The following is a 12,880-nucleotide window of genomic DNA, read 5'->3' as shown; positions in this document are numbered from 1 at the left end:
TAACGACAAGTTAATGTCTTCAAAACTAGGGTGTTGTACTTGAGTCCAAGCAATAGAAATGCTCTTGAGAATCTTTCTCTGAGAATCGAGCACAATCTTTTTACTTCTAGCTTTAAAAGAGCGAGCTAGAAGATGGGTTTGCTTTTTACCTTTAGTTGAGTGTATAAGTAAATGATTCTTCTTCCATCGGACTAGGAAATCTTGTTCGAAGTTCGTAAACCACTCGATGGTCCACTCATTAGCGTAACCACGGTCAAGCACATGTAGGATGCCTTTTCCTACTTGTGCTTGTAGTTTTTCTAGCATCCGAAACATAATGTTTCGACCATATTCCTTGTATTTACCTCTGGTAGTCCACCAACTCATCTGACATACACTTACAGACTCACCCAAAGCTGAGAGCAACGTACTTGTCCAATGATAACCAGGAACACAAATACGTTTATTAGGAGGAGAATAGTATCCTTTTTTTATCCGTGTTAGTCGTTTTGCCTTTGAGCTTTCTACACTACAAAGCCCTTCCAAAAACCAAGATTCAGCCTTTTCTAGCCGACTATCATCCCAAAGCATTAGCGGACGTTTTCCCTGTTTTACTAACGATTCTAGCCTTTTTCGAGTTTGACTAAAGAGAAAATTATCAATGATAGTAGATGTCCATTTTTTGGAACGTAACAGATTACTAATGCGTTTTGTCCCAGCGGGAGCATGTGAAAAACCGCAAATATAGCCACCTAACTCACTAAGCAATAAGCCCATAGAGTTGTGTCGATGCAATAAAATGGCAACTATTAAATCGTAAAAAGTACGAACTAAACGCTTATCCAGAACAGAATCTAACGATAACTGGACGTCAGCAAGATAAAGGTCAAGTTTATGAAGAAGTAAATGAGAGAGTCTTGACTTACTCGATTTTATGTCATTATTTTGTAGAAATGCTTTATGCATAGAAACCTCCTGTTTGTTTGTGTTTGTCGTAATTCACAAAGTAAACAAGGAGGTTTCGTTTTTAAAAGTCTTCACGAAAAATTCGGGATGACTCATGTTTTTTGATGCTACAATGCTAGATATCACTCAGCTTAAGAGGCAGTCATTGCGACTCTACAGCCAGAATACAATTTTTAAATAATCACTCATTCACTCAATCTCAAATCACTCAATTATTTAAAATACCCATGTGAGTGAAATCCTTTGTCCATCAAATGCTATTTGGTTGAGGAGCTTGCTGTGCTTTACACCATGTTTATGGTGAAGTAAGTACATGGCACCATCAAATAAGAATAAGAATCCACCCTGTAAGATCAGTGATTGTCCATATCCTTTGAGCATTTCTGGAGAGTTACAGCTGGTTGAGCTTCTATTCAGTAAATATGCTCCAGTACCAATATACACTAAATCAAGCCCTGTATTGATGAGAAAAAGCTTTTCAATTTTCTTTTGTGAATCCCTATTTGCCTCCCAATTGTTAGGTAGCCGTTGTAGTAGTTTGTTGGCCTGCAAAGTACTGAGCGCTGCTAAGCCTCCATTTACAATATTCCAATAAATATTCATTTGATGGAAATACTTAGTGTTTCCTTGGGTTTGCCCAGTAGCTATGCCACTGGCAATCATATTGGCCGCCGCCCAACCTCCCAATACTTTCATGCCATCTTGGTTGATTCGAATTTGCTCTTTATAAAACAAATTAGGGTCTGTTGTTTGTGAAAAACAACCAGACCCTAAAAGTACACCAATGAATATGGTAAAATATTTTAGCATAAGTAAAAGATATGAATGTGAATGAATAGTAGTTGTAAAATATCAACTACTATTCATTACTCTTAAACTAAGCTAGTGATGCTAATGTTTCTTTTACATTGGCAAAATTTGGAATATCGCCAGCGTTTTCCAACACTTCAGCATATTGAATAATACCTTCAGCATCAATTACGAATGCCGAACGTTTAGAAACGCCTTTAGTCCCAAAAGCAAATGTATCGTAAATACTTTCATAAGCTGTTGAAACTTCTTTATTGAAATCAGAAAGCAAATGGAATGGAAGATTTTGCTCTTCTTTGTATTTTCCTAAAGTAAATAAAGAATCTACCGATACCGCCAAAATTTCAGCTTTAAGGCTTGAGTAGGTAAGAATATTATCGCGCATTTCACACAATTCTGCTGTACATACGCTTGTAAATGCAAATGGGAAAAACAACAATACTACGTTTTTACCTTGATAATCTGCCAATGAAATTTCAGCTTTCTCTGTATTATAAAGCGTGAATGCTGGAGCTTTATCGCCTTTTTGTAATGCCATTTTGATAATTGTTTTGAATGTGAAATCAAGATAACCCTGATCTTATAAAATAACTAAGTGACTGCAAAAATGTTTTTGATTAACTGCTCGTTGCTAGTTAAAGCTCTTGCTGAAATTATTTAAAAAATCTCACTAACAAGATTTCTATCGCCAAAAATAGCAGCGCACCAATCAAGAAATAGCGCCACAACGCTTTTCCAAAGTTTTGTTCTTTAAATGTTTTGACAAAATCGGTATCATCAATTTGGTCAAAAACCTGAACGTTTTTCTGATTTCCAAAAATAGATTTTAATTCTTCACTCGAATAAAATTCCATTTGTGACTCGCTGTGGTCATGATTAAAGGCCAAAATACGATCTACTTTTCCATTATTCATCAATTCATAGTAGCCTGATTCTATTTCTTGACCTTCATTGAGTTGATTTGCTTTGGGAAGCTCAATGGTCAGTTGCTTACCGTTAAGTTGCTGAATCGGAATCAGTTCGAGCTTGCCTTTTTTAAGCTTAAAGCTTGTGTTTGCGTTAGCATTATCTACTTCGAGCGTAAAAGTATTGTCTTTGAAGGAATACGCCGATGGTTCTTGACGAACACTAAGCGCACCGATTTTGTACATAATTGGGACAAATAAGGCATTTCGAGCAAAGTCTCCCCATTCTTTAGCGAGTGGCGAGGCTACCAAGTATATTTCACCCTGACCAACACTTGTACTGCTCAAATAAGGCATGCCATTGCGAAACTGTAAAAGCTTTTCGCCAGCTACTTGCCATGTCAAATTAGCTGATTGTGAAGGCATTTGAAGCAACGCACGAAGATTTGAGCTGTCGAAAATATCACCAAAGAACCCACCAGATTTGCTAGGCTCAGCTAGAATACTTAAGTCAGATGGTGTAGACGATTTGAGTTGAATGTTGCGAATACCGTACTTTCCTAAAAATGAATTATAATTGGCTATATCAGGAGCCGTAGGAGGGATCACCATGACCGAACCGCCAGCTTTGATAAAATCTTGTAAACTAACGCTCAAACTACCATCGATTACCTGTACTCCTTCGAGTACCACCAAATCTGCAGTTCTGATTTGACCTACATCTACATTGCTTGCCGAAACACTACGTAAGACAAACACGCTATCGTTTTCAAAAACGTGTTGGACAAATTTTTCTGGAGCACTTTGCCCAAATAAATGAAGGACACGAATTTTAGGAGCAGCGTGCAATACAAAGTAATAATCATTATCAAAAGTAACAGGTGTATCATCAAAAGAAATTCTTCCTTTTTTGAAGCCCTTATCTTTTACTGTAAAATTAAAATTAGCGGTAGTAGTACCATGAGCATCTATATTGGCTACAGCGGAGGCAATTTGTACTTCGTCGACAAATAATTTTACGGGAAGATTTTGCACTGCTCTTTCGCCAGTATTAGAAAGTTTTACCGTCAAAGTGTTCACTTGCATTTCTCTGATAAAAGGCGTATTTAACCAAACTGAGTCTACAAAAACGTTTTGGATGGCTTTGGCTTGCACAGGAACTAAGAAAACTGTGCTCGAAGTATCTACCTTTAAGCGATTAAGAGCGCCTGCGGTACTTTTTTGAAAATCAGAAAAAAGGATAAATTGATTTCCACCTTGAGATTGATGTTTGGCTGCAAGACTGATTTGGCGCTTGAGCACGTTTTCGACGGTACGAGGCGTATGGGTGTAATCAATGGTTGTGGTTCGCTCCTTGATTTGTTGGGTATTGTTTAAGCTATGTTCTTGTGCCGAAAAATCGTTGGTGACCAATTGCAGTCTCGAACCCTGCGGAAACGCCGTTAGTAGTTCTTCTACTTTATTGATTGCTTTGTCGAGATAACTCTTTTTGTTCAACTCGTTTTGCATCGATAGAGAGTTATCGATATACATGCTGGTCAAGCCAGCACTTTTGGCAATATTCCCCGACTTTGGAGTAAGAATAGGCTGAGCAAAAGCCAACACCAAGCAAATAATCGCTAGGATTCTGGCGGCCATAATAAGCAAATGCTTGAGTCTTCGAAAGGATGAAGTGGTTGTGTTAACAGCTTTTAAAAAAGCGACATTGGTAAAGTAAACCTTTTTGGTCCTGCGGAAATTAAACAAGTGAATAATAACAGGAATGGCTGCCGCTAGCAAAGCCCACAAAAAACTAGGATATAAAAATTGCATGTACGAAATATAGGTCTTATTTCAGGGTTTTAGTTTGACAACGATAGATACTCAGAAAAATTTGCTGAGCAAGCATTTCGTTACATTCTTGAAGGGTAATGTTTTGAATATTATCATAAAACTACAAAAAAGCCCTCATTGATTTATCTCAATGAGGGCTTTTGCAAAATTTATTCCAAAATATTTATGGACTTTTCGCTAGAATAAAAGCTTAGAGGAAGTAAAGCAGAGAATATTAGCGAGAAATTTCCAAAATATCGAATTCTAGTTTTCCAGCAGGAGCGGTAATTTCGGCTACGTCACCTACTTTTTTACCGAATAAACCCTGACCAAATGGCGAAGAAATTGAGATTTTAAATGCTTTTAAATCAGCTTCTTCTTCCGACACGATCGTGTAGGTTACCTCCATACCATTACGGCGGTTTTTGATTTTAACTTTGGAAAGAATCGAAACCTTAGAGGTATCAATAGAAGATTCATCTAATACACGTGCATTAGCTACGATTTCTTCCATTTTAGAAATCTTTAATTCCAATAATCCTTGTGCATCTTTGGCCGCATCATACTCCGCATTTTCACTAAGATCGCCTTTGTCACGAGCTTCAGCAATTTGTTTAGCCATATCTGCACGTCCTTGGATTTTAAGGAAATGAAGTTCTGCTCTTAGCTCATCAAGTTTTTCCTGCGTATAATACTGTACCTTTGCCATACTGTTCTGCTATGTTTAAAATGTTTTAGACTGATTTGGTGGTGAATACAAAAAAAATTACTGACAATTTCTTGCCAGCAAAAAGACGGAATTCCCAATTAAAGTTTCAACTCAGACAAATAAAAAAGAACGGCTTCTGACCGTTCTACAAGATTTTAAGACCTTTGTAGAAAATCGAAGTTATATTTGTGCCGTTATTGCTTGTGTTCTTTTCATTTTGTGTGAATTGAGATTACAAAGATAGCTTATTTTTATGCTTTTTCAAAAAGAAATCCCTTTTGTGTTTTTAAAAGAATAAATATAACTGCCTGTTTTTAATCCTGCTTTTCAATAACGAAACACAGCACCAAATTGTTTTGTAAAATGTAAAAAGGGGCTTTTAAAAAACGTTTTTAGACTTTTAAGAGAAAATAGACAATCAAATAATTATGAGAATTATATTCATGGGTACGCCCGAATTTGCGGTAGAGAGTTTAAGAATTTTGGTAGAAAATGGTTGCGAGGTTGTGGCTGTCGTAACAGCTCCCGATAAACCAATCGGGCGTGGGCAAAAGTTGGGTATGTCGGCTGTGAAAGAGTATGTATTGAACAATGCACCACACATTCCTATTCTACAACCTGAAAAGTTGAAAGCTCCTGCATTTTTGGAAGAACTCAAAAGTTACCAAGCAGATTTACAAATTGTAGTTGCCTTTCGAATGTTACCAGAAGTAGTTTGGCAAATGCCTCCTTTGGGCACATTTAATCTACATGGTTCATTATTGCCTCAATATCGTGGTGCAGCACCAATCAACTGGGCTATCATTAACGGAGAAAAAGAAACGGGGGTGACTACCTTCTTTTTGAAACATGAAATAGATACAGGCTCTGTGATTTTTCAAGAAAAAGAACCTATTCATGAGGAGGATAATGTTGGAACCGTCTATGAAAGATTGATGCATCTAGGTGCGAAACTGGTTCTCAAAACGGTACGTGCCATCGAATCGGGAAGTTATCCGCAAGACCCGCAAAACGAAAATCAGGTACTGCATCATGCACCAAAGATTTTTAAGGAAACTTGTCAAATTGATTGGGAAAAGCCTGCTAAAGTAGTGTACGATTTTGTGCGTGGTTTGTCGCCTTATCCTGCAGCATGGACTTTCCTTGGTGACAAGTCTTGTAAGGTGTACAAAACAAGTATTGTGACCGATTTTGAATCCAATGAGGATATTCCTGTAGGGCAGTGGGTAAGTGATCATAAAAGCTATCTATACTTTAAATGCGCGGAAGGGTGGTTAGCGATTGAGGAACTTCAATTAGAAATGAAGAAGCGTATGGGTATTCAAGATTTCTTGAGAGGGTATAAGTTGTAAGTATGCTGTTATATAAATAGTTAACAAAAGTTTTCTCTTAAAAAGATTGTTTACGGTGATAAAGCGTCTTACATTTGCAAGAGATAAAGTTATGCAAGCATAACTTTGAGGATTTTTCCTCTGCTTAATTCACTAATTTTAGCAATAAATACCTAATTACACTAGGCTCAACTTTGTCAAAGTGTAGTCTTTGACAAAGTTGCAAAGCCATTCTGTTATCTCCATTTTCCTAGTTCTAGGGTAATAATGCCTTTTGCTGACACAAGTGAAAGCGTTTGATAACCCAAATCTCCAATCAATACAATATCGTTTAATGCGTTATATGGCGTTTTTTGAAGCAATGCCCTTACCTTTTCTAAGGTGTTGGTATTTATTTGCTTTTTGATTTTTCCACAAGTACAGGGTTGATTTCTGCGAAGCTCATTGAGTAAGGTCAATAAATCCGCTGTATCAACTACTCGATTAATTCTTCCTGCTTTCACTGCTTTTTCGACTGTATTGAGATAAAACTCTCGGTAGGGTTCAAATTCAAATCTTAATACAGGATATTTTTGAACTAAAGTTGCTCCATTTTTGAAATACTGAATATGGCCAGGGTCCATAAAACCGACAAAGTTACCTCCCCAAGTGAGTCCATATTGTGCCGTAAGCGTATCTAAAGGTTTATAACTGGAAAGTGTATTCGAGATTCGATGTCCTCTAAAAATGGCAAAATCTGCAGCCAAACCAAAATTGTGCATAGATACAGGCGAGGCGGTACGTTTGCGTGACAGATATTTGCGTTGGTTGGCAATGGAACGTAAGTCTGAAATAACCTTGATACTACTGTGCTTTTCGGCCATTATGGTTTTGATAGAATCTCGTTTGGCTAGGAAAGTTGCACGGTCATTTTCAAGAATTCTCGTCCAACGGTCGTACAAGTAATGAGGAGTGTGAATGAGTGCTCCCAAATAAGCCTGCTCGACCCAAGTAGGAGTTACACCGATTGTTCCTGCAGGATTAGGTATTGACGTTATTTGATTGAGCGAGTCAAGCTTGTAGGCGGTCATTTCCACCTCTTGACGTACCCCCACCGTAGCTACGTAAATAGCAGTGGGTTTGATATTGAGTTGTAAAAAAGTATCGGATTCATAAAAAGGATGTACCATGTCATAAATAGCCAAAGTGCTGACTTTTTGTGTGGTATCACAGCCAAGGTCTTGCCATGTGGCATCTTCTACAGAATCTTTTAAAAAACTACAGGCAAGTAATGAAAGAGATAGTAAAGGCAATAATAGTTTAGGGATTCTTAACATAAATAGTGTATCGGGATTATAATGGGCTTTCGGTTTTTATGTGCATTAGGCTGTAAGTATTCGACAAAAAATATCTGTTTTGGGGACTAGATTGTGGATGAATTAACTACTTTTGGAGATTTTGGAAATGTAAACTCCTCTATTTTGTAAAAAATTAAGGTATTTTACTTTATTTCCGAAATCAGAAATTCCCAATCTGAAATTGTTTAAAACCCTTGGTTTAATACTAGTTCACCATTCAACATTATTTCTTCAGCCAAATTAATTCAATTCGAGCCTAGGTTGATGATTTAGACTGAAATTTTTCTCGTTGTGCTACATAAAGACCCAAAATTACTAATGCCGTTCCTATGTAAGTATAAGTGGTGATAGGCTCGTCGAGTAAGACTGAGGCATATACAAACCCAAAAATAGGGCACAAGAATAACCAAAGTGAAGCCTTGACTGCATCTGTTTTAAGCAAATACAACCAAAGCTGTACTGCTGCAATAGACACAGGAACAACCAACCAAAATACCGAACTCCAGAAGCGTACTGTATAGTGATTATTTTCCCAGTCTGTCATCAAGAATGTAACAGGTAACAACATAACACCTCCTATAAGTACTTGCCAACCATTGATTGTCAACAATGGTAAATCCCATTTTTGTTTAGAATAGTAAATCGTGCCCACCGAATAGGAAATCATACTAGTAGCCAAAATCAATAGTCCATCGACGCTGGCATAGCTTTTTACTAATAATGGATAAGTTGCAATAGCTACCCCTAAAATCCCAAGAATTAACCCAGTGAGTTCTCCTTTTTTAATAGCACGTTTCATCCAAATTGCTGAAATGACACTGATAATTAAAGGATTGGTCGCAGTAGAAAGCGAGCCAATGCCAGCAGATACTTTTTTCATAGCCAAGACGAAACAACCCAAATATAGGGTTACATTCAAAAAGCCATAAATGGCCAGTTGTTTCCATTCTTTCCCATGTGGGAGTCGAGATTTTTGAAGAATCAAACTAGCGCTCAACATGATGAATCCAGCAATAAAGAATCGGCAATTACCAATTACGAATGGTTGGGCATCTAATAGTCCAATTTTGGTAGCAGCCGATGCCGAAGCCCATAACATCGCAAAGAATAAGCCTGCAAGTATATTTTTCATGAGTAGTTACAAAAAATCCCAAATCTGCATTACTAGATTTGGGATAGATGTTATTTGAATTTCATTTTATAGTCAACTTTTACCTTGCCTTTCGAAATGTCGCTGAGCTTATTTTTTAACATACGTTTTTTCACGGGACTAAGGTGGTCAGTAAACAAAATGCCATCGATATGGTCGTATTCGTGTTGGATAATACGAGCTGCCAAACCTTCATATACTTCTGTATGTTCGTTCCAGTCGGTATCGTAGTAGTGGATTTTTACAAACTCTGGTCTGTAAACATCAGCACGGATACCTGGGATAGACAAACATCCTTCTTCAAAACCCCACTCGTCGCCATCTTCTTCTAAGATTTCAGCATTGATGAATACCTTTTTGAAATCTACCACAGAAGGGTCTTTGTCTCTTTCGTCTAAGTCTTCACCTTCGTTGAATGGGCGACCATCCACCACAAACATACGGATACTCATGCCAATTTGTGGAGCAGCCAAACCTACGCCAGAAGCTGCATACATGGTTTCGAACATATCTTCGGCCAATTGTTTTACATCAATCGAGCCTTTTTCAATATCTTCAGCTTCTTTTCTGAGAACGGGGTCGCCGTAAGGTATAATCGGATAAATCATTGTGCTAATTTGCTTTGTGTATAGGTCCTATCTTGAGGACTTCTTTGTTATTTCAGAATTTGGTTGCAAAGGTACGGAAAAAACCAGCTTTGCACTACACTTCTTTGCAATCTAGCTGAGCCTAAATCAAGACTTTTGTTGAAAAGGTATCGCATGTTTTGTCAAAATAGCCTTTTTGTGTTGCTTAACTTCCGATTTGGCTTTGTGTCCCCAAATCCGCTCTTTTACTTTTTGATGTTCCTTTTCTATGTCCATCAATGGAAAAGGATAGGTTTTCCCGATTTCTATCTGATATAAATGCTGTTCCATAGGGGTCAATTTCCAAGGCTCATGAATTAAAGCTACGGGGCAATTGGCCAGCTCTGGAACCCATTGTTTAATGAAAATGCCTTCGGGGTCATGGTCTTGCGCTTGCTTAGTAGGGTTATAAATTCTGACCGTATTGATGCCAGTTACCCCTGCTTGCATTTGAATTTGAGGATAGTGTATGCCAGGCTCAAAGTCTAGAAATTGTTGAGCCAAAAACAAGGCTGCTGGCTTCCAATGATAGGCTAGATTATGAGTCAAAAACGAAACCAGCATGGCACGCATTCTAAAATTGAGATATCCTGTGCTTACCAAACAGCGCATACAAGCATCCACAAGCGGATAGCCTGTTTGACCTTTTGTCCAAGCTTCGAAATGTTGATGATTATCAGAAAAAAATAAATCATCATAGCCTCTGTTCAAATTTTCAAATTCGATTCGTTCCTCCGACTCAAATTTTTGGATAAAATGACAATGCCAACGCAGTCTTGAGCTAAAGTTTTCGAGAGGCCTTTTTAGAGAAGGACTTTTCTTACTTTGTTGTAAACATCCCTGATACACTTGTTTGATAGAAAGGTTTCCCCAAGCAATATAAGGCGAAAGCCTGCTACAAGATTTGCGCGCTTCGAGTGGTTTTGAGATATGTTTGGAGTAAAATCTGCACCGTTCTTTCCAAAAACTCTGCATATATTTTTGAGCAAACGATTCTCCTCCGGGTTGCATAGGGTGCGTAGGAGTATAATCAGGGCAAATGGCTTGAAAACTGTTTATTTCAAAAGCAGACAAATCTAGGTCTGAGAAAATTGCTTTTGACCAGTCAGGCATAGCTTGTGCTTCGTGCATAAAAGCATACCACGATTTCATCCAATCTCCTCGATGCATAAGTCCTCTTCTGACTCCATTGCTCTGATATTCGTGCCAAGGAATATGTTGTAATTGTAGATATTTTGAAAGATTTTTATCCCTTTCAAAAGTTTTTGAAATTCCTGTTTCTTGGTAAGAGTAAAGCGAATGAATGGGATAGGAGGAAAGGTGTTTTTCAAAAAATGATAGGGCTTCTTCTCGAACTACCCAAAGTTTGGCGTTGGGGTGTATTTGGGACAGTCTTTTCTGTAAATCTATTAAGGATTCCCATACAAACTGCCAATGCCGAGGACTGTAATGTACATCTTGGATTAAACTTGGTTCGAAGATATACAAAAGTAAAAGCGGTCGCCCAGCTTCAATAGCTTTTTGCAAAGGCTGGTGATCGAGCAAACGTAAATCTCTTTTGAACCAAACAACCGATATAGATGACATCCTAAATAATGTTTCATTGTTAACATGGGCAAATGAGTGAAAAGCATAAACCATGGCTCATTGCCGAATACGGTAACCCATCTATGATAAATCAATTTGTGGAAGAATTGTTTTAATTTTGAAGTGATGAGACGCCATGTTTCGCGAATCACCAAGATAAATTTTTGAAAAAATCACTCAAGCACTCAATCTCCAATCACTCAATAAAAACATGTTTCTCAATATCCACACGCATCATTTCGAGCCAGACGAATCTATTACTCAGGTGCAAAATCTGATAATAGATTCGGCGATACCTGATGAAGTTTGGATAAAACAGCTTGAGAGTTCATTACCCAATCAATATTTTTCGGCGGGTTTACATCCTTGGTATTTGAAAGAAACTCAATTAGAAGCGGATTTAGTTTTGTTAAAAAGGATTTTATCTCATCCCAAAGTCTTGTTTTTAGGTGAATGTGGCTTGGACAAAATCTACCAAACAGATTGGACTTTTCAAATAAATGTCTTTAAAACACAAATCCAAATCGCTGAAGAATTCCAGAAGCCTATGGTGATTCATTGTGTGCGAGCTTTTTCGGAAATAATCCAAATTAAAAAATTGTTACGTCCCAAGTTCCCTTGGTTGATTCATGGCTTTAATAATAACGAACAAATATTGAAGCAACTAATTCAGCACCAGATGTATATATCTTTGGGTGCGGCGCTTTTGCAAGACAAATCTAATGCTGTCCGTTTAATCACATCTATCCCAATTAAGCAGTTATTTCTTGAGACAGACGATAAGAATTGCACAATATCAAGTATCTTTGTGGCTGCTTCTAAGCAATTAGAGGTTGAAGTTGAATATTTACAAGAAAAAATATACGCTAATTTTAAACTAATAGTCTAACATCAAGGCTATCAATTAGTAACAAGCGGAGGAAACTCCTTGCCCTCTATCCTTGATGAAAGACCGTGAGTAATCTCACCAACAACCCGCAGTGGAGACTGCAATTATTACTTATGCAACGTAATTTTTATAAAGCCCATCCTTGGCATGGTATCCAAATCGGAAAGGATATGCCAAAAGTTGTGAACTCATTTATCGAAATCGTATCAACTGATACAGTAAAATACGAAATCGACAAGGAAACAGGGTATTTGAAAATCGACCGTCCTCAAAAATTCTCTAACATTGTACCTGCTTTGTACGGCTTTGTGCCTCAAACATACTGTGGTGAATTGACGGCTGATTTGGCTCGTAGCGCATCTGGTAAAGAAATCGAAAAAGGAGATGGTGACCCTCTTGATATTTTGGTTCTTTCTGAACGTGCTATCACGCATGGTGACATCATTTGCGAAGCTATCCCTATCGGTGGTATCCGTATGATTGACAAAGGTGAAGCTGATGACAAAATCATTGCTGTATTGAAAGACGACTCAATGTACGGTAAATGGAAAGACATCAAAGATTGTCCAAAAAGCATCATCGACCGTTTGGTTCACTACTTCTTGACTTACAAAAATATCCCAGGTGAAGAAAAAGTAGCTGTAGATATCGACGATGTTTATGGTAGCGAAGTGGCTCACCAAGTAATCTTGAAATCTCGTGAAGATTACCGTAACATGTTCGGGTGAAGCTTAGAGCTTGTAACAATTGCTGAGTTTGAAACACTCGGTTCTGCCGAA

Annotated in this window: 12 protein-coding genes; 3 read left to right on the top strand and 9 right to left on the bottom strand. The window is 37.8% G+C overall.

Features of this window, described 5'->3' with window-relative positions:
- The 5 genes from BWI92_RS00845 to greA all read right to left on the bottom strand — a co-directional run.
- On the bottom strand, nt 1-945 hold a 945-nt coding region (locus BWI92_RS00845; RefSeq protein ID WP_176464327.1), incomplete at its 3' end, for a hypothetical protein.
- A gap of 216 nt (nt 946-1,161) precedes the next feature.
- Nucleotides 1,162-1,755 carry a DUF6992 family protein gene (locus tag BWI92_RS00840; protein WP_095160230.1) on the bottom strand — a complete coding sequence of 198 codons (594 nt, stop codon included), beginning with the start codon at nt 1,753-1,755 and terminating at the stop codon, nt 1,162-1,164.
- A gap of 67 nt (nt 1,756-1,822) precedes the next feature.
- The gene (locus BWI92_RS00835; RefSeq protein WP_095160229.1) at nt 1,823-2,293 is read right to left on the bottom strand and encodes a redoxin domain-containing protein; all 471 of its coding nucleotides are present in this window, start codon (nt 2,291-2,293) and stop codon (nt 1,823-1,825) included.
- A 115-nt stretch (nt 2,294-2,408) separates the two neighbouring features.
- Entirely contained in the window at nt 2,409-4,472 is a 2,064-nt protein-coding gene (locus BWI92_RS00830) for a BatA domain-containing protein (protein ID WP_095160228.1), read from the bottom strand.
- 235 nt (nt 4,473-4,707) lie between these two features.
- Entirely contained in the window at nt 4,708-5,181 is a 474-nt protein-coding gene (greA, locus tag BWI92_RS00825; protein WP_095160227.1) for a transcription elongation factor GreA, read from the bottom strand.
- A gap of 428 nt (nt 5,182-5,609) precedes the next feature.
- Here greA and fmt point away from each other — a divergent pair, with 428 nt between their 5' ends.
- The gene (gene fmt, locus BWI92_RS00820; protein WP_229241888.1) at nt 5,610-6,533 is read left to right on the top strand and encodes a methionyl-tRNA formyltransferase; all 924 of its coding nucleotides are present in this window, start codon (nt 5,610-5,612) and stop codon (nt 6,531-6,533) included.
- 215 nt (nt 6,534-6,748) lie between these two features.
- On the opposite strand, the gene BWI92_RS00815 is transcribed toward fmt, so the two are convergent.
- The 4 genes from BWI92_RS00815 to BWI92_RS00800 all read right to left on the bottom strand — a co-directional run bounded on the left by BWI92_RS00815 (nt 6,749) and on the right by BWI92_RS00800 (nt 11,212).
- Nucleotides 6,749-7,828 (bottom strand): M15 family metallopeptidase, encoded by a 1,080-nt coding sequence (locus BWI92_RS00815; protein ID WP_095160225.1) that lies wholly within the window; start codon nt 7,826-7,828, stop codon nt 6,749-6,751.
- A gap of 277 nt (nt 7,829-8,105) precedes the next feature.
- Complete coding sequence (locus BWI92_RS00810) at nt 8,106-8,981, bottom strand: DMT family transporter (RefSeq protein ID WP_095160224.1); 876 nt, start codon at nt 8,979-8,981, stop codon at nt 8,106-8,108.
- Between the two features lie 50 nt (nt 8,982-9,031).
- A complete protein-coding gene (gene def, locus BWI92_RS00805) occupies nt 9,032-9,607 on the bottom strand; it encodes a peptide deformylase (protein ID WP_095160223.1) in 576 nt (191 codons plus the stop codon).
- 126 nt (nt 9,608-9,733) lie between these two features.
- The gene (locus BWI92_RS00800) at nt 9,734-11,212 is read right to left on the bottom strand and encodes a cryptochrome/deoxyribodipyrimidine photo-lyase family protein (protein ID WP_095160222.1); all 1,479 of its coding nucleotides are present in this window, start codon (nt 11,210-11,212) and stop codon (nt 9,734-9,736) included.
- Nucleotides 11,213-11,423: 211 nt separating this feature from the next.
- Between BWI92_RS00800 and BWI92_RS00795 the strand changes: the two genes are divergently transcribed.
- Entirely contained in the window at nt 11,424-12,101 is a 678-nt protein-coding gene (locus BWI92_RS00795) for a TatD family hydrolase (protein ID WP_095160221.1), read from the top strand.
- Nucleotides 12,102-12,214: 113 nt separating this feature from the next.
- Complete coding sequence (locus BWI92_RS00790; protein ID WP_095160220.1) at nt 12,215-12,829, top strand: inorganic pyrophosphatase; 615 nt, start codon at nt 12,215-12,217, stop codon at nt 12,827-12,829.
- Nucleotides 12,830-12,880 lie beyond the last annotated feature (51 nt).

It is taken from the genome of Flectobacillus sp. BAB-3569 (assembly GCF_002270355.1).
Classification (GTDB): Bacteria; Bacteroidota; Bacteroidia; order Cytophagales; family Spirosomataceae; genus Flectobacillus; species Flectobacillus roseus.
The sequence above is the reverse complement of the archived record's forward strand: the minus strand, read 5'-3'. Positions and strand labels throughout refer to the sequence as shown.